20 protein-coding genes and 2 pseudogenes are annotated in these 22083 nt (G+C 54.0%); 10 read left to right on the forward strand and 12 right to left on the reverse strand.

All coding sequences use genetic code 11. The features are described from left to right. Nucleotides 1-11: 11 nt before the first annotated feature. The 3 genes from HB664_RS12980 to HB664_RS12990 form a co-directional block, all read right to left on the reverse strand. Nucleotides 12-491, reverse strand: a complete 480-nt coding sequence (locus tag HB664_RS12980; RefSeq protein ID WP_029739386.1) for an Rrf2 family transcriptional regulator — start codon at nt 489-491, stop codon at nt 12-14. Between the two features lie 137 nt (nt 492-628). Next, nucleotides 629-2017 carry a HAMP domain-containing sensor histidine kinase gene (locus HB664_RS12985; RefSeq protein WP_047061713.1) on the reverse strand — a complete coding sequence of 463 codons (1389 nt, stop codon included), beginning with the start codon at nt 2015-2017 and terminating at the stop codon, nt 629-631. Beyond that, entirely contained in the window at nt 2017-2694 is a 678-nt protein-coding gene (locus tag HB664_RS12990) for a response regulator (RefSeq protein ID WP_039262676.1), read from the reverse strand. The genes HB664_RS12985 and HB664_RS12990 overlap by 1 nt, the downstream gene beginning before the upstream one ends. A 202-nt stretch (nt 2695-2896) precedes the next feature. Between HB664_RS12990 and HB664_RS12995 the strand changes: the two genes are divergently transcribed. Beyond that, entirely contained in the window at nt 2897-3733 is an 837-nt protein-coding gene (locus HB664_RS12995) for a MipA/OmpV family protein (protein ID WP_219939569.1), read from the forward strand. Between the two features lie 122 nt (nt 3734-3855). Here the strand turns inward: HB664_RS12995 and HB664_RS13000 are convergent, their stop codons facing one another. Continuing rightward, on the reverse strand, nt 3856-4404 hold the full coding sequence (locus HB664_RS13000; RefSeq protein WP_258235783.1) for a hypothetical protein: 549 nt from the start codon (nt 4402-4404) through the stop codon (nt 3856-3858). 252 nt (nt 4405-4656) lie between these two features. On the opposite strand from HB664_RS13000, the gene HB664_RS13005 reads away from it, so the two are divergent. Together HB664_RS13005 and HB664_RS13010 are read left to right on the forward strand one after the other, a co-directional pair. Beyond that, nucleotides 4657-5082 carry a VOC family protein gene (locus tag HB664_RS13005; RefSeq protein WP_219939570.1) on the forward strand — a complete coding sequence of 142 codons (426 nt, stop codon included), beginning with the start codon at nt 4657-4659 and terminating at the stop codon, nt 5080-5082. A gap of 169 nt (nt 5083-5251) precedes the next feature. Further along, nucleotides 5252-6967 (forward strand): SulP family inorganic anion transporter, encoded by a 1716-nt coding sequence (locus HB664_RS13010; RefSeq protein WP_219939571.1) that lies wholly within the window; start codon nt 5252-5254, stop codon nt 6965-6967. Nucleotides 6968-7006: 39 nt separating this feature from the next. On the opposite strand, the gene dmsD is transcribed toward HB664_RS13010, so the two are convergent. The 3 genes from dmsD to HB664_RS13025 all read right to left on the reverse strand — a co-directional run bounded on the left by dmsD (nt 7007) and on the right by HB664_RS13025 (nt 10551). Continuing rightward, complete coding sequence (gene dmsD, locus HB664_RS13015) at nt 7007-7621, reverse strand: Tat proofreading chaperone DmsD (protein WP_033145399.1); 615 nt, start codon at nt 7619-7621, stop codon at nt 7007-7009. Between the two features lie 93 nt (nt 7622-7714). After that, nucleotides 7715-10153 (reverse strand): selenate/tellurate reductase subunit YnfE, encoded by a 2439-nt coding sequence (ynfE, locus tag HB664_RS13020; RefSeq protein ID WP_219939572.1) that lies wholly within the window; start codon nt 10151-10153, stop codon nt 7715-7717. A 131-nt stretch (nt 10154-10284) separates the two neighbouring features. Next, nucleotides 10285-10551, reverse strand: a complete 267-nt coding sequence (locus tag HB664_RS13025) for a DUF1161 domain-containing protein (RefSeq protein WP_029739394.1) — start codon at nt 10549-10551, stop codon at nt 10285-10287. Between the two features lie 104 nt (nt 10552-10655). Between HB664_RS13025 and HB664_RS13030 the strand changes: the two genes are divergently transcribed. Continuing rightward, nucleotides 10656-11366: a YnfC family lipoprotein gene (locus tag HB664_RS13030; protein ID WP_033145401.1), complete on the forward strand. Its 711-nt coding sequence runs from the start codon at nt 10656-10658 to the stop codon at nt 11364-11366. 17 nt (nt 11367-11383) lie between these two features. Here the strand turns inward: HB664_RS13030 and speG are convergent, their stop codons facing one another. Then, nucleotides 11384-11944, reverse strand: coding sequence for a spermidine N1-acetyltransferase (gene speG, locus HB664_RS13035; RefSeq protein WP_023311549.1), 561 nt, complete (start codon nt 11942-11944; stop codon nt 11384-11386). Then, nucleotides 11944-12282 (reverse strand): DUF1283 family protein, encoded by a 339-nt coding sequence (locus HB664_RS13040; protein ID WP_023311550.1) that lies wholly within the window; start codon nt 12280-12282, stop codon nt 11944-11946. Before HB664_RS13040 ends, speG begins: the two co-directional genes overlap by 1 nt. Before the next feature lie 152 nt (nt 12283-12434). Here HB664_RS13040 and HB664_RS13045 point away from each other — a divergent pair, with 152 nt between their 5' ends. The 3 genes and pseudogenes from HB664_RS13045 to HB664_RS13055 form a co-directional block, all read left to right on the forward strand. After that, complete coding sequence (locus HB664_RS13045; protein ID WP_021241222.1) at nt 12435-12761, forward strand: YnfA family protein; 327 nt, start codon at nt 12435-12437, stop codon at nt 12759-12761. 110 nt (nt 12762-12871) lie between these two features. Further along, nucleotides 12872-13477, forward strand: a pseudogene (locus HB664_RS13050) (bifunctional D-altronate/D-mannonate dehydratase); the annotation flags it as partial. Beyond that, nucleotides 13477-14403 (forward strand): annotated as a pseudogene (locus HB664_RS13055) (mannitol dehydrogenase family protein); the annotation flags it as partial. The pseudogenes HB664_RS13050 and HB664_RS13055, both read left to right, overlap by 1 nt. 43 nt (nt 14404-14446) lie before the next feature. On the opposite strand, the gene ydfZ reads toward HB664_RS13055, so the two are convergent. Next, the gene (gene ydfZ / locus HB664_RS13060) at nt 14447-14650 is read right to left on the reverse strand and encodes a putative selenium delivery protein YdfZ (RefSeq protein WP_014883679.1); all 204 of its coding nucleotides are present in this window, start codon (nt 14648-14650) and stop codon (nt 14447-14449) included. Between the two features lie 288 nt (nt 14651-14938). Between ydfZ and HB664_RS13065 the strand changes: the two genes are divergently transcribed. Continuing rightward, a complete protein-coding gene (locus HB664_RS13065) occupies nt 14939-15370 on the forward strand; it encodes a universal stress protein (protein WP_033145406.1) in 432 nt (143 codons plus the stop codon). Between the two features lie 33 nt (nt 15371-15403). Here HB664_RS13065 and HB664_RS13070 read toward each other — a convergent pair whose 3' ends face one another. Beyond that, the gene (locus tag HB664_RS13070) at nt 15404-16090 is read right to left on the reverse strand and encodes a GntR family transcriptional regulator (protein ID WP_219939573.1); all 687 of its coding nucleotides are present in this window, start codon (nt 16088-16090) and stop codon (nt 15404-15406) included. 91 nt (nt 16091-16181) lie between these two features. Then, complete coding sequence (gene ydfG / locus HB664_RS13075; RefSeq protein ID WP_023292548.1) at nt 16182-16928, reverse strand: bifunctional NADP-dependent 3-hydroxy acid dehydrogenase/3-hydroxypropionate dehydrogenase YdfG; 747 nt, start codon at nt 16926-16928, stop codon at nt 16182-16184. Between the two features lie 142 nt (nt 16929-17070). Here ydfG and dcp point away from each other — a divergent pair, with 142 nt between their 5' ends. Continuing rightward, on the forward strand, nt 17071-19104 hold the full coding sequence (gene dcp / locus HB664_RS13080) for a peptidyl-dipeptidase Dcp (RefSeq protein WP_219939574.1): 2034 nt from the start codon (nt 17071-17073) through the stop codon (nt 19102-19104). Between the two features lie 318 nt (nt 19105-19422). Beyond that, nucleotides 19423-22005, forward strand: a complete 2583-nt coding sequence (locus HB664_RS13085; RefSeq protein WP_219939575.1) for an EAL domain-containing protein — start codon at nt 19423-19425, stop codon at nt 22003-22005. The last annotated feature ends 78 nt before the right edge of the window (nt 22006-22083 follow it).

Genomic DNA, 22083 nt, shown 5'->3' on the forward strand with positions numbered 1-22083 from the left:
CGGCGAGATCGTTAAGACGTTTTTTGATACTGGGCAATAAGGTCCGGGAGGGGATCCCATCCGCTGCTATCGGCGTTTTTGACCGCTTCCAGGGCGCTGGCCACGGTATGGCGGGCCAGTACCGCTAACGAAGCCTCCTCGGCTTCTTCGGATATCGATTTGAAGTACCAGCAGGCGTTAGCGCTGACCACGCAGCGGGCCGGCACGTCAGGGCGCGACGCCCACAGCTTTTTATCTTCGATAACCGAAAGGTAGATGTCGCGCAGGGTAATCTCTTCCGGCGGGCGACCAAGATGAATTGAGCCGTTACGGCCAAGCGTTGAGACGATAATGCCGTCACGCGTCAGCGGAACCATCAATTTGCGGATGAAGCTCGGGTTCGCTTCCAGGCCGTAGGCCAGAATCGCACTCGTGGAACGTTCACCCAATTGCTCCGCCATCGCTACGCTGAGAACCATCTGCAAAGCTGTCGGGAAGCGGTAATCTAACATTTCTCTGTCCTGGGTTGCGGTGAATCTTGTTCTTTTTGGCACCGCAGAGGTGAATAAGCAATAAACAACAATATAACAAATACGGTAATTATTTTGAAGCAATCTGCGGCATTTGCGATCGAACTCCCTGTTCTGATTTAGCAAAACGTGCGGTTCGGGAAGTCAACCGTCACCATCAGGCCACCTTCAGCGGAAGTACTCAGGTTTACGCTGCTGTTGTGTTGCTGCGCCACCGCTTTGACGATGGCAAGCCCCAGCCCGCTCCCGCTTTGCACCTGATTGGGATCGCGGAAAAACCGGTCGAACACGCGCTCGCGCAGTTCAACCGGAATACCGGGCCCTGCATCTGAAACGCGAAGCCGCGCGAAGCCATCTGCTATGCAGACATCGACCTGAATCCGCCCGCCCTCGGGACTGTACTTCACGGCGTTCTCAATGAGGTTATCAATAAGCGATACCAGGCGTTCCCTGACGCCGGGGATCCAGATGTCATCCTCGGCGAAGAATTCCAGCTCAATCCTGCGCGCAGACGCCAGCGGTTCCAGCTCGGCCATTCGCTCCTGGATGAGCGTCGTCAGCGGCACGGTCTCCATTTCCGTATCAATGCGCGCTTCGCTGTGCATCATCAGCAGCAGCTGGTTGACGAGACGCGCTGCCCGGCTGTTGCTGCGAATCACCCCCGCAAGCAGCTCCTGCTGGCTCTCGCTAATGACCCAGGACTGCAGCGCTTCCACGTTGATGCGCATCGCCGCGAGGGGCGTACGCAGCTCGTGCGCGGCATCCGCAATGAAAACCCGTTCCCTTTCCGCGCTTTCACGCACCCTGGCAAGGAAGTCATTGATCGCATCCACCATCTGGCGAAGCTCCCTGTGTCCGGGAACGGCTTTTAAAGGGGAAAGATCGTCAGGCGTGCGTAGCGTAATTTCATTGACCACCTTGTTCCAGGGACGCATCGCAATGCGGATTGACAGCCACGCGGGAAAAAGAAGAAAAGGGAAGCAGACCAGCAGCGGCATGATGTAGTAGCCGCGCGAGTTCAGGTAGATAAAGAAGTTCCAGCCGCCGGCCGGGGTGAAAAGGGTAACCTCCACGTCGGAATGAGCGGATTTAAGGGTTCGGCTGGTCCAGGTACGACCATCGCTCTGAACACGCTGCATTTCCCCAAACCGGGTGTTGGTTACCCCCGTTGGCGCATCAGGCGATGAAAAAATAATCGCGTTATTTTTGCGCACGATGAAGTTGATTGACAGCGCGGGATCTTCGCCGCCGCCATAGCCCTCACGCAGCGCTTTGCTAAAGGCTTCCAGCACCGCGGTGCGATCCTGCGGGTGTTCGTCCATCCGCTCGACCAGGGTAAAAAGGGTGTCGTAGGTATGACTGCCCGTAAGGATGGGAGGGCTGCGCAGGTCCTCCCACAGAATAAAGGTTAAAAATAGACACCACAGCAGGGTAAGCAGCAGCAACTGGGCGATAATAATTCGCCGTACCAGCGTTGGGCGTCTCAGGTGGTACCAGACGTTTTGCATTACCCTGTCACCTTCTGGACTGAAACGGTATCAATGACATACCCGACGCCCCGCACCGTTCGCACATAGCCATCGCCGATTTTTCGCCGCAAATTTCCCATATGCACGTCGAGCGCATTGCTGAGGTTCTCTTTGTTGCCGAATATCCGTTCTTCCAGAAACCGTCGCGTAATAACGCGGTCAGCGCGCAGCATCAGCGTTTCCAGCAGCGCATATTCACTCGCCGTCAGGTCTACGTGCCGCGCGCTCACCGTCACGCGACGCGTCGGAACATGAAGCGATAAGCCTCGGATTTCTATCGCCTCATTTTCGAAACCGTAGCTGCGCCGCGCCAGGGCTCTCACCCGCGCCAGCAGCTCGGCGAGAATAAATGGCTTGACGAGATAATCGTCCGCACCGGCATCCAGCCCGCTCAGCCGATCCTGCAGCGTACCTCGCGCCGTCAGAATGATGACCGGGATCCCCTTGAGCTGCTGACGCAAACGCGCCATCAGGCTCATGCCGTCGCCGTCGGGCAGCCCCAGGTCGAGCAAAATAAGTTCCGGCACGCAGACGTCCAGCTGATGCAGCGCATCCTCTTTGCGGCGAACCCATATGACGTCAAACCCTTGATCGGAGAGGGCGATACGTACGCCGTTGCCGAGATCCAGGTCGTCTTCGATTAGTAGAATTTTCACACTGGTAACTGTATCAACCGTGAATGAAGAACTTCTTAAGAAAAAACGGTATCAGGAAACCTGCCCGGTTTACAGCGTCGGCTCGCGCTTCAGTGTTTCTTCATGTTCGGCTCATAAGAACCTTAGGGTCGGTATTCAAAATGGGCGTTCTGGCGGTTAACCGCATGCATCGTCATCATTTGAATCCAGAAGGGCTTCTTTAATGAGAAACATCGAACTGCGTCATACGTTCCCCCATTTACTTCCGGGCCGCAGCCTGAAAAACCTCGTGTCGGGCGTCGTTCTGGCGTTACTGGCCACGCCTGCACTTGCGGCAGAGCAGAGCCAGGGTAACGTCTTAACCCTGGGCGGCGGCGTGGACGTCGCGCCGCGCTACTCGGGTTCCGATAAAACCCGCGTTTCCGCAGCTCAGGTGGTGGAGTACGCCATGGCAAACGGCTTCTTTATCGGCACCACGCGAGGGATCGGTTACGGCAACAACTTTGGCAATCTTGATTACAGCGCCGCGCTGAGCTATCGAGTTGGGCGTAAAGATAAAGACGTGAGCAGCGATTCCATCAGCTCCGGCAGCGACGAGCTGCGGGGAATGGGCGAGATAAAAGGCTCGGCAATCGTTGTGCCCGGGCTTGAGTACAGGGTGACCGACTGGCTTCACCTGCAGCTGCAGGCAGAGGTTCCGGTTTCTGAGAGGGACAACGGTGAAGCGGTGCATTTCGGCATTTCCAGCCCGTTCTATACCTCACCAAAAAATGAGGTGACGTTGGCGCTGACCGGCAGCTGGGGATCCGACAAGTATATGCAGACCTACTACGGCGTCAGCGCCGCTCAGTCGAGCGCATCGGGATTTGCCCGACATGACGCCGGGGCGGGGATTTATGCGTGGTCGATGAATCTGGACTGGACCCACAGGCTCACCTCGCGCTGGAGCGTCCTTGCCTCAGCGGGCGTGACGCAGCTGACGGGGGATGCGGGTGATAGCCCCATTGTTCAACGCAAAACGTCGCCCACGGGGAGTTTGAAGGTAACGTACTGTTTTTGATGTTGGCTGCGGTGGCTTAACGTTTTGAGCAGGCACTTGCGGTAATTAAAGCCGCTCCGGTTGAGATGGCGGGGCGGTTCCCTTTGCAGACAGTTACAGCACTGCACACGTGGTTGACGGATTTATCTAAAGCTCCATTGTGCCGTAATGACAAACACGGAAGGTATGATAATGCCCACATCCATTCCAAAATAAGACGTAAAATTATACTGGAACCCATGATATATATAGGGCGAAAATCCTATCCCCGTTGCTTTTTTAAAATCATGGTATGAACCATGGTCACCACAATCATCGAAAGTATCAAAGAAAAATTCACCTACATATCCATAGATTCCTTTAAAAACCCAACCGTTATCCCATCCAGCCCAGTCTCTTCTTACGCCGGCAGCCAGGCATCTGTCATTAAAGCTGTTTTTCATTGTCCCTAGCACAAGACTGTATTTCGACGTATCCGAGAATTTCCTCTCCACGGATATGAACTTATTTTCAAAGTTCTCCGTGTATTGTCCTCGATTATGGGTCAGATGATAAACGTATGAGCCGGTGTTTATTGAATACAGATTTATTTCATCTGCAGAGGAATGCAACGTAAAAAGATAAAAACTTCCGCACCACAGCCATGTGGGGCATCTTTTCCGAACTGTCTGCTTATGTGGAATATTATCCATATTCGCTCACTTTGGCTAACGTACTGAAATTATAAGGACTGTTTTCGGTCTTCAGCTGGATAAATTTTAGCATACATACCAAAACTCGAGATATTCACGTCACGGATTGGGGGCTAAAATTACATAGAACATGTTCTGCGAACCCTTACCCCACGCGCTTACAGGAGTGAAAATCAGCCTTTTGCCGCCGCTAAAATCATAGCCTCTGAGGTATAATCGCTGTTCAGAAAACGGCAAAGAGGATGTGACAAGATGCTGACTTATATCACCATAGGTACAAAGGATCTTCAGCGCGCCGCGGCGTTTTATGACGCTATTTTTAACGTGCTTGGCTATTCACGTTTGCCTGCCTGGACCGAGGACTGGGCAATGTGGGGAGATGAAAATAATCCGGATGAGGGGTTTAGCTTCTGTATTTGTCCTCCATTTGACCGACAACCCGCAACGGCGGGAAACGGGACAATGTTCGCATTCCGTGCAGCTAACGCGGAGCTAGTCAGACGTTTCCATGCCGCAGGCCTTCTTGCGGGAGGGAGGAGTGAAGGCATGCCAGGGACACGAACCGCATACGGCCCCGATTTTTATGTTGCCTATCTGCGCGATCCTGACGGGCATAAGCTGGCATGCGTTTTTCAGCATTATTCTCCTGAAGCCGATACGTTCCCAGACGAAGAATAGTCACAAGCGGTCGTTTTTGAACTATGTTTAACACCAGTCAGAATAATAAATAGTTGAACTGTTATTAGATTCTGAACAGTGGCGCCTTAATCCGGAGCATTTGAAAACCAGAACCTCACTGAGAAGTGTGCCAGCATGACGTGGCTAATATCCTTATCCGGAGAACAACGTGTTCGGAAAACAATTGCTAAACTTCATGCCAGGTTTACAAACTTTGTTAGCCTACGATAAAAGCTGGCTAAAACATGATATTAAAGCCGGGTTATCCGTTGCGGCTGTCGCGCTACCCGTGGCTATTGCTTATGCTGAATTGGCGGGTGTTGGGGCAATAGTGGGGCTCTATTCCTGCGTTTTACCGATGATAGCGTATGCACTCTTTGGTTCTTCACGTCAGCTTATTGTGGGCCCTGATGCCACGACCTGCGCGGTGATCGCGGCCGTCGTGTTTCCGCTTTCTGCAGGTAATTCCGAACTGCACTGGCAGCTGACCATTATCATGACGTTGATGATGGGCGGGTGGTGCCTGCTTGCCAGTAAATTTCGTCTGGGCGCACTTGCCGATTTACTTTCTCATCCCATCCTTACGGGTTTGCTTAATGGCGTTGCCGTAACGATTATTGTCGGGCAATTAGGCAAGGTGTTGGGGATAAAACTCGACGAAGCGCAGGTTATTGAGAAAATAATGGCCTTGCCAGGCCGTCTTTCAGACAGCCATTTATTAACCGTTGGCATATCACTTTTAACGTTAATTATTTTAATGGCGATCAAAACGTATCGCAGCCACTGGCCGGCACCGTTGATTGCCATTGTGATGACAACGCTACTGGTATGGGCGACATCTGCGCAACAGTACGGTATTGCCACTATTGGGGGTGAAGGCTTCCAGCCTGGTTTACCCGTCGTTAACTGGGGCGCGTTCCAGCCCGGTCCGATGCGTGATTTAGTGATCCCGGCACTGAACCTGGCGTTGGTCAGTTTTGTCAGCCTGATGCTGACCGCCCGCAGTTTCGCCGCGAAAAATGGCTATGAAATTAATGCTGATGCAGAGTTCAGAGCGCTGGGTATTGCGAACATTATGTCTGGGTTATCTCATGGGTTTGCTATCAGTGGAGCCGATTCCCGGACAGCGGTTAATGATTCAGTGGGTGGGAAAAGCCAGCTGGTTTCCATCGTCGCAGCCTTACTCATCGGTATCGTGGTGGTGTTTTTCACTCAGCCATTACAATTTATTCCGGTATCTGCATTAGGAATTGTTCTGATGTACGCATCCTGGTCATTAATTGATCTGCGCGGGTTATGGAATCTGAGGCGAAGAAATAAACAGGCATTTCGCCTGGCCTTTTTCACGTTTGGCTGTGTGTTAATTATCGGCGTTATCCAGGGGATCGGCCTTGCGGTGTTGCTTGGCCTGTTACAGTTCCTGCGTACGGTGTTTCGTCCCTCTGAGCACTTACTGGGAACCGACGAAGATGGAATGATTCACTCATTAGGGAATACAACCGATATTAAAATGGTCCCGGGCGTGCTGATGTATCGATTTAACTCCCCGTTGACCTATTTTAACGTGGCTTATTTTAAACGTCGGGTATTGAACCTGGTTGATGGTGCAGCAGTACAGCCTAAATGGGTGGTCATTGATGCCGTTGCTTGCTTCACCTATTCAGATATCAGCGTTCTGGCAACCATAAATGAGTTAAAGCGCGATCTGAAAGGTCGAGAAATTACGTTAATCCTTGCGGGCAGAAAAACGGAATTAACGCGCTGGTTTAAAGATAGCCGACCAACGATGAATGATGATGACATGATTCTGGCGCCAGACCTCTATCTGGCACTTCGGTTCATTCAAAGCAAAGAGAGTGCGATTGAATCAGGTGGCGAGGTATAAGCTAAAGGCTTGCCCGCCAACCGCGAGCAAGCCACACCCTTAGCGATACAGCGTCTTTTCCGTAACCGGAATAAGCAGACCGGATCGCCAGTCCGCGAGCGTCAGCTGCGCAAGCCTGCCCAGCGCGGCATAAAACGGATGCCCGGCGTTGTCGACAAACACCGACAGGAAGCGGGTGCTCCACGGCAGCAGGTGCCACGCCAGAAGCTGATTGCACTCCGGCTCGCGGCCGTTCTCGGCCAGCCACGCCGCCAGCAGCAGCAAAGTACCGAAATGATCTTCCGGCTCATTCTGCTGCATCTCAAACGCGATATTGTTCTCCCGCATCCACTGGCGCAGCGCGAGGGTCGAGTCGCCAAACAATACGGATTCACGGTCCAGCCAGACGGAACCCCACGGCGGAGCGGGCAGGGCATACGGACCAATAAACAGCCGTTGCCAGGCGTCCGCCAGCGGTTCATCGGAAGATGAAGCAAACGTATCGGCAACCGGCTGCAGCGTTTCCGAAGGCAGGGGCCAGTCCTGAACCCATTCGCCAGCGGTGAGCGCTTTCACCAGCGGCGCGGCCTGCTCGCTGTCGGGAGCGAAATAAAACAGCGCGCCCAGCACCCGGGCGCTGAACGCGAACGATTCACGATGTGAGACGTCTTTCATTAAACCTTCCTTGCTCGCGCGGATGACGCCCGCGCGACTGTGTTAACCGATAATACTGACCACAGAATAAACCAGGGTCTCGCGTTTCACCCTCTACACCTTCTCAATCTGCACCAGATTGGTGTGCTGCGGGTTGCCTTTTGCCAGCGGAGAAGGTCGATGGGTCGTCAGCGTGTTGATGCATGAGCCGTGATCGATACGATCGCCATTCATATTGGCATCATGCCACGCTCCCTGGCCCATGGCGCTCACGCCGGGCATGATGCGTGGCGTGACTTTCGCTTCAATTCGCACCTCGCCGCGATCGTTAAATACGCGCACCGTATCGCCGTTCTTAATGCCGCGTTTTGCAGCATCGACAGGATTAAGCCACACCTCCTGGCGACAGGCCGCTTTCAGCACGTCGACGTTACCGTAGCTCGAGTGGGTACGGGCCTTGAAGTGAAAGCCAAACAGCTGCAGCGGGAACTGCGCGCGCTCGGGCGCATCCCAGCCGTCAAAGGTCGACGCGTAGACGGGCAGAGGGCTGATGGTCTCATCTTTTTCCAGCTCCCAGGTAGCCGCAATCTCCGCCAGCTTGCTGGAGTAAATCTCAATCTTGCCCGATGGCGTTTTCAGCGGATGGGCTTCCGGGTTCTCGCGGAAATTTTTATAGGCCACAAAGTGTCCGTTCGGATCTTTACGCTTATAAATGCCCATTTTTTTCAGCTCGTCATAGGACGGAAGCTTAGGGTCTTTCTCGAGCATTTTGGCATACAGGAACTGCAGCCACTGTTCCTGCGTGCGTCCTTCGGTGAATTTCTGATGGATATCCGGCCCGAGGCGTTTCGCCACTTCGCTCATGATCCAGTAGATCGGCTTACGCTCGAACTTCGGTGCGGTCACGGGCTGGAGGAAAATCAGGTAGCCCATGTTCCCGGCGTAATCGTTAGGAATAATGTCTTCCTGCTCGACGGTCATCAGGTCCGGCAACACGATATCGGCGTACTTCGCTGACGAGGTCATGAAGTTGTCGATGACGACAATCATTTCGCACTTGCTTTCATCCTGTAGGATCTCGTGAGTTTTATTGATATCAGAGTGCTGGTTGATGATGGTGTTGCCCGCATAGTTCCAGATGAACTTAATCGGCACGTCCAGCTTATCCTTACCACGCACGCCGTCGCGTAAGGCGGTCATCTCCGGCCCGCGGGCGATGGCGTCCGTCCAGCTGAAGCAGGAGATTTGCGTTTTGACCGGGTTATCCGGTATCGGCATACGTTCGATGGTAATGGTGTAGGTCGACTCGCGCGCGCCGCTGTTACCGCCGTTGATTCCTACGTTTCCGGTGAGGATCGGCAGCATGGCGATGGCGCGCGACGTCAGCTCGCCGTTCGCCTGGCGCTGTGGTCCCCAGCCCTGGCAGATATAGGCCGGTTTCGCGGAGCCGATTTCACGAGCAAGCTTGATGATGCGATCCGCGGGAATGCCTGTGATGCGTGAGGCCCACTCCGGCGTTTTCGCCGTGTTGTCATCGCCCTGGCCGAGAATGTACGCTTTGTAGTGGCCGTTAGCGGGCGCGCCTTCCGGCAGCGTTTTTTCGTCATAGCCCACGCAGTATTTATCCAGAAACGGCTGGTCGACCAGGTTTTCGTCGATCAATACCCACGCGATTCCCGCCACCAACGCGGCATCGGTACCCGGACGGATCGGGATCCATTCATCTTCGCGTCCGGCTGCCGTATCGGTATAGCGCGGGTCGATGACGATCATGCGCGCATTGGATCGCTCGCGGGCCTGCTCCAGATAATAGGTGATCCCACCGCCGCTCATGCGGGTTTCCGCCGGGTTATTGCCGAACATCACCACCAGTTTGCTGTTTTCAATATCCGAGGTGCTGTTGCCATCGTTGCTGCCGTAGGTGTAGGGCATCGCGCAGGCGATTTGCGCCGTGCTGTAGGTGCCGTAGTGGCTCAGGAAACCGCCGTAGCAGTTCATCAGGCGCGCCACCAGCGAAGCGTAAGGGGAGGAGCGGGTGATATTGCCGCCGACGATGCCGGAAGAGTAGTTGATGTAAACTGCTTCGTTGCCGTATTTGCTGACCACCTCTTTCAGGCTGGCGGTGATGGCGTCCAGCGCTTCATCCCATGTGATGCGCTCGAACTTGCCTTCACCGCGTTTGCCCACGCGTTTCATCGGGTAGTTGAGACGGTCAGGGTGATTGATCCGACGGCGAATAGAACGTCCGCGCAGGCAGGCGCGCACCTGATGGTTACCGTAAATATCTTCACCGGTGTTATCCGTTTCGACCCAGTACACTTCGTCGTCGCGGACGTGCAGACGCAGCGCGCAGCGGCTGCCGCAGTTGACCGAGCAGGCGCCCCACACCACTTTATCTCCAGCAGGCTGGACGGCGTTCTTCTCCGCCGCGGCGGCGCTTTTTAAGCCGAAAGGAAGCGAGATCCCGCCGGCGGCCAGCGCCAGAGACCCTATTGCCGTAGATTTCACGAGAGTTCGACGGCTAATTCCGCCGTGATGTTCAGTATCGGACATGGCTCACCCCATCATTATAATTACGTATTATTTTTCCCGAAATGATAACCGGGCTAATGATGGGGTGAGTGTTACTGATTTGGGGGTATTAAATCTTAATCCTCATCAAATCAAAGGGGATTGAGGGTAAATTACTGCGCTTCAGCAGCCCCGTTGCCTGTGCGGGTGTACAAAATTTTAAAGGTGTCATTGGCGCAGTGGCCTACCACCTGCGTGCCCGCCTGGTCAGCCTGATCGTTCGGCACAATGCTCAGCGTAAAACCTGATTCAGGCACGCCGTTGTTGATAATTTTCTGCTGAATGTCGCTTTTCACGCGCTCGCAGGAATCCGGTGCCGCCAGCGCGGCCGTTGAGGCACTCATTAACAGCAGGGCGGTAATCCAGGGTAACCGTTTCATCTCTAGCTCCTTTTCTCTGTGTAGAGATTAATTTTAGCAGGCTTCGTGTAAACAACTGTATTTGCTAATATGATTGGGAATAATCTCCCTGTACGGTAATAAATGTGAAGAAATACGCAGCGATAACGCTACTGGCAGCAACACTGGTGGGGTGCGATAACAGCTCCGCGCCGCTGTCGTTTACGCCCGAGATGGCGAGTTTCTCGAACGAATTTGATTTTGATCCGCTGCGCGGCCCGGTGAAAGACTTCACCCAGACGCTGCTCAACGAGAAGGGCGAAGTGTCCAAACGGGTGACCGGCACCGTGTCGGCGGAAGGGTGTTTCGATACCCTGGAACTGCACGACCTGGAGGCCAATACCGGCGTGGCGCTGGTGCTGGATGCCAATTACTACCTTGATGCGGAAACCCAGCAGCGAAAAGTGAAGCTGCAGGGGAAATGCCAGCTGGCCGAACTGCCGTCAGCCGGGATAACGTGGGATACCGACGACAACGGTTTTGTGGTGGCGGCGCACGGCAAAGAGATGGAAGTGAAGTATCGTTACGATGCGGATGGCTACCCGCTGGGCAAAACCACCGTCTCGGGGGATCAGCACCTGTCCGTCCAGTCGACGCCGTCTAAAGACGTTCGCAAAAGAATGGATTACTCGGCAGTGAGCATGTTGAATGACAAGCCGCTGGGCAACGTGAAGCAGAGCTGCGACTACGATCGACACAATAATCCGGTGAGCTGCGATCTGACGATCACGGACGATAGCGTCAAACCTGCCGTTGAGCACAAATACACCATCAAAAACACGATTGAATATTACTGAGAGTAAAACCGCGCAGGTTACTGCGCGGTCGGTTTCAGCAGGCTGGCGCCTGACGGCTTGTGCCCGGCAAGATGCTGATGCTGGAAGATGCACATGCGAATGGTATTGCGGTATTCGCCGTTGATAAAGAATTCGTGAATCAGCTCGCCTTCCACCATAAAGCCCAGCTTGCGGTAGATATGGATCGCTTTCTCGTTCTCTTTATCCACAATCAGGTAAAGCTTGTAGAGATTCAGAACGTTGAATCCGTAATCCATCGCCAGCTTCGCTGCCCGTGAGGCAAGGCCTTTTCCCTGATGCTCAGGGGAAATAATGATCTGAAACTCCGCCCGACGGTGAACATGGTTGATTTCAACCAGCTCCACAAGACCGGCTTTTTCGCCTTCACACTCCACCACAAAACGACGTTCACTCTGATCGTGAATGTGCTTATCGTAGAGATCGGACAGCTCAACAAAAGCCTCGTACGGCTCTTCGAACCAGTAGCGCATCACGCTGGCGTTATTGTCGAGCTGGTGGACGAAGCGCAGGTCTTCACGCTCCAGCGGACGGAGCTTAACGTCGCAGGGCGCCGACATTATGGTGCTACCGTGCGGCCAGTGCGGCGATCCAGGCAGCGCAGGGTGTTTGGCTCCCAGTAGGCGTTGACGTTTGCACTTTGCTGACACTTATCGCGCGCGTCAAAAGCGACATCTTCTTTGTCCCACTCTTTTTCAGCACGTTTGTTGACCTTGTGACGAAGGCTGCGGGTGTCATTCCATTGTTCTTTGTCCATGGCGGCGTTCTGGCGGCTTTGCGCGCTGTCACCAGACTCAATAATGAGCTTGCTGGTTTCCGCTGTCGCAGAGGCGGCAAAGGCGAACGATGACAGCGCCAGCAGGGCTGTCAGACAAAGGCGTTTGCTTAATGTGGTCATAGCGTTTCCTTTTAAACGGGTGCAGATAATCAAGTTACCCCGAACAGATTCTACACCAAAGCGAAAAGACGTCATACCCGCGGTGCAAGTATGGAAAAGTAAAGGATATCATCAGGTATGATGTCTAAATAAATCCTCACCTGACGTGAAATATGCTCAAAACGACGCTGCTTTTTTTTGCCACCGCGCTATGCGAAATCATCGGCTGCTTCCTGCCCTGGCTCTGGCTGAAGAAGGGGGGATCCGTATTGCTTCTCATCCCGGCAAGCGTCGCGCTGGCCCTGTTTGTCTGGCTGTTAACGCTGCATCCGGCTGCCAGCGGCCGCGTCTACGCCGCTTACGGTGGTGTCTATGTCTGTACCGCGCTGCTGTGGCTACGCGTGGTGGACGGCGTCAAGCTCAGCGCGTACGACTGGGCCGGCGCGCTGATTGCCCTGTGCGGAATGCTGATTATTGTGGCGGGATGGGGGCGGGCCTGAGGCCCCGGTTTTGTGATCGTTAGCGGATTTTATGATCATTATACTTGTATGGTAGTCTGGTTAGTGGGTAAGTTTCCAGCATCACAACGAATGATGTAAGGAAAGGAATTATGAAGATTGTCGCGGCTGACGTGTTTGTTACCTGCCCGGGGCGGAACTTTGTCACCCTTAAAATCACCACCGATGAGGGGATTGTCGGCCTCGGTGACGCTACGCTGAACGGGCGAGAACTCTCCGTGGCTTCCTACCTGAAAGACCATCTCTGCCCGCAGCTGATTGGCCGCGATGCGCACCGCATCGAAGACATCTGGCAGTTCTTCTATAAAGGCGCCTACTGGCGTCGCGGCCCGGTCACCATGTCGGCCATCTCCGCCGTGGACATGGCGCTGTGGGACATCAAAGCCAAAGCGGCCAACATGCCGCTCTACCAGCTGTTGGGCGGCGCATCCCGCGAAGGCGTGATGGTTTACTGCCACACGACCGGTCACACCATTGACGACGTGCTGGAAGATTACGCCCGCCATAAAGAGATGGGCTTTAAGGCGATCCGCGTTCAGTGCGGGGTGCCGGGTATGAAAACCACCTACGGCATGGCCAAAGGGAAGGGGCTGGCCTACGAGCCTGCGACCAAAGGCGACTGGCCGGAAGAGCAGCTCTGGTCCACCGAAAAATACCTCGATTTCACACCGAAGCTGTTCGACGCGGTGCGCAGTAAATGTCCTGCGACAACATGCCGGAGAACGGCCACGTGATGCGCAATGTGACCTGCGCGTACGCCCGTGCGGTAGACGGCGAGCTGGCGGACTGGATCGAGGCTAACGTCACCTTCCCGTCAACCATGGTGGATCGCATCGTGCCGGCGGTCACGCCCGATACGCTGGATAAAATCGAACAGCTGACCGGCGTGCGTGACCCGGCGGCAGTCGCCTGTGAACCGTTCCGCCAGTGGGTGATCGAGGATAACTTTGTGGCAGGACGTCCCGAGTGGGAAAAGGCCGGAGCCGAGCTGGTGTCAGACGTGATCCCGTTTGAAGAAATGAAGCTGCGCATGCTCAACGGTAGCCACTCGTTCCTGGCGTACCTGGGCTATCTGGCTGGCTACCCGCATATCAACGACTGTATGGAAGATGAGAACTACCGCTTCGCCGCGCGTGCGCTGATGCTTAACGAGCAGGCGCCCACGCTGAAAGTGAAGGGCGTTGATTTAGGTCGCTATGCCGATCTCCTGATTGCCCGCTACAGCAACCCGGCCCTGCGCCACAGGACATGGCAAATCGCGATGGACGGCAGCCAGAAGCTCCCGCAGCGTATGCTGGACTCCGTGCGCTGGCACCTGGTGCACCAGACGCCTTTCCCGCTGCTGGCGCTGGGGGTGGCTGGCTGGATGCGTTATGTCGGCGGCATTGACGAGCAGGGTAACGCCATTGACGTGAGCGATCCGCAGCTGGCGGTGATTCAGGCGGCGGTGAAGGGAAGTGCGGAAGGGGAAAGTCGGGTTAACGCGCTGCTCGGCATTGAGGCCATCTTTGGTAACGAGTTACCGAAGGAGCCGCGCTTTGTGGCTGCGGTGATAGCCGCGTACCGGTCGTTGCTGCAAAAAGGCGCGAAAGCGACCGTCGCGCAGTACGCGTCTCAACGGTAGTTCAGCACATGCCGCCGTGCGCGGCGGCATGGCTGCGCACAGCTTAGTGCATTCCCAGGCGAATCAGCTCAATCGGTTCGAACTTACCTTCGCATCCTTCCACTTCAACCGTTTTGCTGCGGCGCACCTGCGCGGCATCCAGCCCGTCGCTGTGGATCGCTTTAATCACGCCGGTTTTGCCCGTGCCGCTAATCATGACGCGGCTGCCGGTGGTGATTGCATTGCGGTTACGGTCGTATGTCATCATGGTATTTTCTCCTCTCTAACCTGTTCGTTACGGCGCTATTTCGGGTTATGCCGTTCACGGGGCATATAAATACGCCTGTCCGCGCTTCATGTTTTTGTTTTTGATCAAACTCACACTTTTTTCTTTATTTCGTCGGGCGCTGACGGTTCAGGACGGTAATTTACAAAGTGGACCGTTATTTTCATTAATTGATAGTTTCGACAGGGAAGCGTTGAGGGTTGGTTTATATTCCGGATGTCATCCTGTGTGCAGGAAATAACCCTTTCATCGGAATAAGGAGTCAGGCTTATGTATAAGAACATTTTGATGCCTGTAGACGTGTTTGAAATGGATTTGAGCGACAAAGCGGTTCGCCACGCGGCAAGCCTTGCGAAGGCTGAGGGCGCGTCGATTACCCTGGTCAATATTCTGCCTGCCAGCAGCCGGTCTCTGCTGCGCGGTTTCAACGCCGATATTAAAAAATTTGAAGAGTATATGACCGCAGAATCCGGCAAGAAAATGAACGAGTTAAAAAGACTGTTCGATATTGCCCCTGAGAATATTCACAGCATGGTGCGTTTTGGCAACGTCCGGGATGAAATTATCAAGCTGAGCAAGGAGGGGAAATATGATGCGATTGTCATCGGGTCGAAAAATCCGAGCATCTCCACGCATCTGCTGGGTTCAAATGCGGAATCTATTCTGCGCTACGCCACGATCCCGGTGTTAGTCGTTCGCTAATCACCTCGCCGCACCCGAAAGGGGCGGCGCATATTACTCTTCGCTAAACCACTCGCTATTTTCCTGACGAATAAGCTGCACGGATTCGCTAATTTCCTGCAGATGCAGCGTCATCGCTTTTACCACACCGTCCGGGTCGCGTTTTTCCAGCGCGCTGAAAATATCATGATGCTGTCGGAGCAGCATTTCCGGCGGGGAGACGTGATCGAGGCTCATATAGCGCACGCGGTCAATGGTGGCCTTGATGTTCTCGATGGTGTCCCAGGCCAGCTGACAATCCGCGATCTGCGCCAGCTTCTGGTGGAATTCATCGTCAAGCTGGAAGAAATCATTGAGCTGCTTACGGTCAATCGCAATACGCTGCTGGTGCAGGTTCTGCTCCAGCTGGTAACACTGGTTGTCGTTGATAAGCGTTGCGGCACGGCGCGCCACCGCGCATTCAATGGCCTGGCGAACGAAACAGCCGTTGCGTACCTGAGAGAGTGAAATTTTGTTCACGTAGCTGCCGCGCTGCGGGCGGATCTGAATCAGTCCGTTCTCAGCAAGCTTAATAAACGCTTCACGTACCGGCTGACGGGAAACGTCAAAACGCACAGACACCTCTTTTTCAGAAAGCGGCGTTCCCGGTGGGATCAGGCAATGGACAATATCACGTCGCAAAATGCGATAGATTTGCTGGTTAACGGGCTGGGTGGGATTGAGTTGCGATTCAGCGGCCATGAGGTGTCATTTCTCAGAGAGTTAGCCTGAACATACTACCATTCTTTTATAACCCGAAACAGACCCGGCCCGCAGGCCGGGAAGGGCAGATTTAGCCACGATGGACGCTAAGTCCGGCAAAACTCTGGCTGACGGGCATCATTTCCACGGTATTGATGTTGACGTGTTTTGGCAGCGTTGCCACCCACCAGACCGTTTCGGTCACATCTTCCGGCGTCAGCGCGTTAGCATTTTCGTAGGTTTTATCCGCTTTCGCGTCATCGCCTTTGAAACGCACGTTGGAAAACTCGGTGCCGCCCACCAGGCCCGGCTCGATATCGGTAACGCGAATGGCGGTGCCGTGCAGGTCGGTACGCAGGTTAAGGCTGAACTGGCGCACAAACGCCTTCGTTGCGCCATAGACGTTGCCGCCCGCGTAAGGCCAGCTTCCGGCGGTGGAGCCAATGTTGATAATGTGGCCGCGGTTGCGCTCGACCATGCCCGGCAGCACCGCGCGGGTCATATAGACCAGCCCTTTGTTGTTGGTGTCGATCATGTTTTCCCAGTCTTCAACGCTGGCTTTGTGGGCGGGCTCCATGCCCAGCGCCAGACCGGCATTGTTGACCAGAACGTCGATGGCGCGCCACTCGGCGGGCAGGTTGGCAATCATCTCTTCAATGGCCGCGCGGTTACGCACGTCCAGCTGCGCGGTCAGGATGCTGTCGCCTAATTCGTCCTTCAGCTCCTGCAGGCGCTCCTGACGACGGCCCGTGGCAATAACCTTGTGCCCGTTGGCGACGAAGCGACGCGTGATGCTTTCACCAAAACCTGCCGTTGCCCCGGTAACTAAAATAATCATCTCACTGTTCCTCAACGCTTTTTGTGTTGTACTAACATAGCACGGCCGCAGAGGGTGCGTTAAGGCAACATTTGTATGACGGCGTTGCAGGGGATGGCGGCCTGGCCTACTCTGGGAGGATACCCGTACTCAGGAGCGAAAGATGACGGCCACGAACCCCTTTTTTGACATCAGCCTGCTGCCTTACCAGGCCCCCCATTTTGATGAAATCAACGATAGCCACTATCGCCCGGCCTTTGATGAAGCGCTTCGCCAGAAGCGGGCGGACGTAGACGCCATTGTGTCTCAAACCGCTGCGCCGGACTTCACCAACACCGTGCTGGCGCTGGAGAAAAGCGGCGCTTTGCTCTCGCGCGTCAGCAGCGTGTTCTTCGCTATGACCTCCGCACACACCAATGCGTATCTGCAGGAGCTTGAGGAGCAGTTCTCCACCGAGCTTGCCGCGCTGGCAAACGACATCTGGCTGAATGACACCCTTTTCGCCCGCGTGGAGAGCGTCTGGCAGGACCGTGCCGCGCTGGACGCCGAATCCCGCCGGCTGGTCGAGGAGACGTATCAGCGGTTTATTCTGGCCGGCGCGCGTCTGAATGAAAAGGAAAAAGCCGAGCTGAAGGCGCTGAATACCGAGGCGGCGACCCTGACCAGCCAGTTTAATCAGCGTCTGCTGGCTGCCGATAAGACGGGCGGGCTGGTGGTGGATTACGCGCACCAGCTTGATGGGCTCAGCGCCAGCGAGATCGCCGACGCGGCGCAGGCTGCCGCGGAGCGAGGGTTAAACGACCGCTGGCTGATCCCGCTTCTGAACACGACTCAGCAGCCCGCGCTTTCCGCACTGCGCAATCGTCAGACCCGCGAAAACCTGTTCAACGCAGGCTGGACGCGCACCCAGAAAGGGGATGAAAACGACACTCGCGAGCTGATCCTCCGCCTTACGGCGCTGCGCGCCCGGCAGGCCCGCCTGCTGGGATTTGACGATTACGCCAGCTGGAGTATCGCCGACCAGATGGCGAAAACCCCGGACGCCGCGCTGGAATTTATGCGCGGCATTGTGCCCGCCGCCCGAGCCCGGGCAGAGCGCGAGCAGGCCGATATTCAGAAAGTGATTGATGACGAGCAGGGCGGTTTCACCGTACAGGCCTGGGACTGGGCCTTTTATGCCGAGCGCGTGCGTCAGGCAAAATATGCCCTCGATGAATCGCAAATCAAACCCTATTTTGCGCTCAATACCGTATTGCACGATGGCGTATTCTGGGCCGCAAGCCAGCTGTTTGGCATCCGCTTTGTGGAGCGCTTCGATATTCCGGTGTATCACCCGGACGTCCGCGTCTGGGAAATTTTCGACCACACCGGTGAGGGCATGGCGCTGTTTTACGGCGACTTTTTTGCCCGCGATTCCAAGCAGGGCGGGGCCTGGATGGGGAATTTCGTCGAGCAATCCTTCGAGCTTGCTGCCCGTCCGGTGATCTACAACGTCTGTAATTACCAAAAACCGGCTAACGGCGGCGTCGCGCTTCTCTCCTGGGATGACGTGATCACCCTGTTCCACGAGTTTGGCCATACGCTGCACGGTCTGTTTGCCAGCCAGCGTTTCGCCACGCTCTCCGGGACCAATACGCCGCGTGATTTCGTTGAATTCCCGTCGCAGATCAACGAACACTGGGCCAGCCATCCACAGGTATTTACCCACTACGCCCGCCATTACGAAACCGGTGAACCGATGCCGGACGCGCTGCGGGAAAGCATGCTCAACGCGACCCATTTCAACAAGGGTTATGACATGACGGAGCTGCTGGCTGCCGCGCTGCTGGACATGAACTGGCACGGGATTAGCGAAGCCGTTTCGAGCGTAGACGCGTTTGAAGCGGCAGCACTGAAAAAAGAGGGGCTGGATCTGCCCGCCGTACCGCCGCGCTATCGCAGCAGCTATTTTGCCCATATTTTCGGCGGCGGCTACGCGGCGGGATATTACGCCTACCTGTGGACGCAAATGCTGGCGGACGATGGCTATCAGTGGTTTGTCGAACAGGGCGGCCTGACTCGTGAAAACGGACAAAAATTCCGCGAGGCGATTTTGTCCCGTGGTAACAGCACGGATCTGGCTGAACTGTATCGCAACTGGCGCGGGCACGATCCGAAGATTGAACCGATGCTGGAAAATCGCGGGTTGAGCGAATAGAGCCAGTCTCGTCAGAAAAAAGAACCGGGCTTTACGCCCGGTTTTTTATAGGCTCCAACGTGCTTGTAACGTCTTCTGCAAAAACAGTTTTAATATATTTTCTTTATAAATAAAACAGGTGAGATTAAAACTTACTTCGAACAGTATATTTAATTAGCCAAGATTAGGCTTTAAATGAATTAATGGTTAATAGTTTGTTCTGGATTGTAAAAATAAAAACCTTTAGCTTCGGATTTTTAGCTATAAATTTTTGTTATTTTGTGCCGATAAATGAAAGTGGCATAAAAATCGACGCAGTAGCAGTTAAGAAGGCGAAAGATGACCCTACCTCTGAACAATCCGAGCTTCACGGATACCGAGCCTTCTAAAGGCCTGATAAATAAAACCTTTACTTATATTGTAACGTTGTTGATAAGTATTTTTATTGCGGCAATAATTTCCCTGCTAATAATAAAAGATAATGTGAATGAAATCAGCGACAAGCACGATGAATTTTTGTTAAGGAAAGCCCTGGAGACCCGCCAGGAGAGCATGCGAAGTCATTTGAAAGACAATGCCGAGTGGGGAGATGCCTACAAACATCTTCATCTGAACAATGACGTTCACTGGGCGTGGGATAAGCAGAACCTGGGTAAGTCCCTGTATGACAACTTTGGCTACGAAGGGGTGTTTGTTCTCTCTCCGGAAGGGAGTACGCGATACAGTGTCGTTGACGGGAAACTGAAGCTGCAGGAGCTGGAGAGCTGGTTAGACAAATCAACCAAAGACCGTTTACTCCATGAGTTGAGTATAAAAAAGGGAGTGCCGGTTTCTGTGCTAGCGCTTATCGATTCCGTGCCGGCCATTGTTTCTGCGCAATGGATAACGACGGGCGATGATGCGAGCGTGCAAACCATGCCCGGAAAACCGTCGACAATGGTGTTTATAGACAAGTTAACGGCTAAAAAACTCCTCACGATTGGGCAGGATGACGGCATCCAGAACGTTCGTACTTCACCTGATACAGCCACTTCTCAAATAAATAATCAGACGGAATTTACCTTAAGCACCCAAAATGGGGATGTGCAAATTATCTGGGACGGTGAAAATCCCGGCCAGGCGTTAATAATTTATTTTTTGCCATTGCTCATTCTTTCCGTCGTTCTGACGGTATCGATGACGGTGATATTGATGCGCCATATTATGCACAAGGCGAGAATGCTTGACGAAAATACGTTTCTCCTTGAGCAGGCGCGGTTGAATCTTATTACGAGTGAAAAACGATTCCGGGACGTCAGTGAAACAACCAGCGACTGGTTCTGGGAAACAGATTTATCGTTAAGGATAACGTGGCTATCGGGTCGTTTCTCTACAATAACGGGATATGAAAATAGCAAATGGATAGGCCGCAGGTTGGATGAACTCTTTCCGGCGACAGGCGAATTATCACATGACTGCGCCGGGCAGCGGGATTTAACCGAACGCTTTGAATTTAAAAACTGTCCTTATACTCACGCGCAAAAAAACACGTCATATTGCACGCTTCTGGCAAAGTTTTCTGCTCAGCCTAATGGAACGGTGGTGTTGCGAGGCGCGGCAACCGACGTCTCTCAGGAAGTTGAAGCAACAAAACGCGTGGAGTTCCTGTCACGCCATGATGAATTAACCGGTCTGCCGAACCGGTATCATATTAAGGAATTTTTGGCTGGCCAGTTGGCGAAAGAAGACCTCAACCGTTATCCGTTTGCCATGATTTGCCTTGATTTAGACAAGTTTAAACCCGTCAATGATATTTTCGGGCACTCCACCGGCGATGCCCTGCTTGGCGAGGTCGCTTCACGTCTTAAAAATTGCGTTCGTCGGGGTGATTTTGTCGCACGGCAGGGAGGGGATGAATTTATGCTTCTCCTCGGCAACACCAGCCAGCAAGACCAGATTGAGGAGGTGTGTCGTCGTATCGTGCACGAACTTAACCGTCCTTTCGCCATTGAGGGCAATGATGTGGCGATAGGCGTAAGCATGGGCATTGCGCTGGCTCCCCGGGATAGCAGCAGCGCAAACGATCTTCTACGCTACGCGGATATTGCGCTGTATCAGGCGAAACAATCCGGCAGAAACCGATGGGTCTATTATCGCCCGGATATGTCGGAAAAGTTGACTGAACGCAGGAAACTGGAATTAGAACTCAAGACCGCGATTCGCGAAGAACAGCTCTACCTGGTTTACCAGCCGCGTTATAACCTCCGGTATTCTAAAATTGAGGCCGTCGAAGCGCTGGTGCGCTGGCAGCACCCGGCTCGGGGGACCATAATGCCCGATCAGTTTATCCCGCTGGCAGAAGAAACCGGGCTGATTATTAGCCTTAGCAACTGGGTCATACGCAAAGCCTGTACGGAGACGAAAGACAAATTGCCGGGATTATCGGTCTCCGTCAATATTTCTGCTATCGAATTCCAGGCAAGCGATCTTGCCGAAAGAATAAAAGAGATCCTTCACGAAACGGGGCTTGAACCCAACCGGCTGGAAATTGAAGTCACTGAAAACGTTACGCTTTCCGACCCGGAAAAAACCTTACAGACCATGAAGTCTCTCAAAAGAATGGGCGTCCGCATTCTGATTGACGATTTCGGTACCGGCTATGCCTCCCTGAGCTATCTGCGGAAGTTTCAGTTTGACGGGCTTAAGCTCGACAAGAGCTTTATTTTTACCCTGGGGGACTCGCCGCAGAACCAGTCAGTCGTGGAGAAAATTATCGACCTGGGGAAAGCCTATTCCATGGCGGTAACCGCAGAAGGGGTGGAGACCGTCGAACAGCTGTCTTTTCTGAAAAAAAATAAATGTGATGAAGTTCAGGGCTACCTGCTTGGAAAACCGGCCGCCATTGCGGACTTAAATTTAAACGCCAACAGAGTAAATCTCTAAATCGCGCTTTCACTCAGGAAAGCGTAAATGAAAAACCGGGCTTCTCGCCCGGTTTTTGTTATCCGCTCTCCGTTCGTA

The organism is Enterobacter sp. DNB-S2 (genome assembly GCF_019443845.1).
GTDB classification, from domain to species: domain Bacteria; phylum Pseudomonadota; class Gammaproteobacteria; order Enterobacterales; family Enterobacteriaceae; genus Enterobacter; species Enterobacter asburiae_B.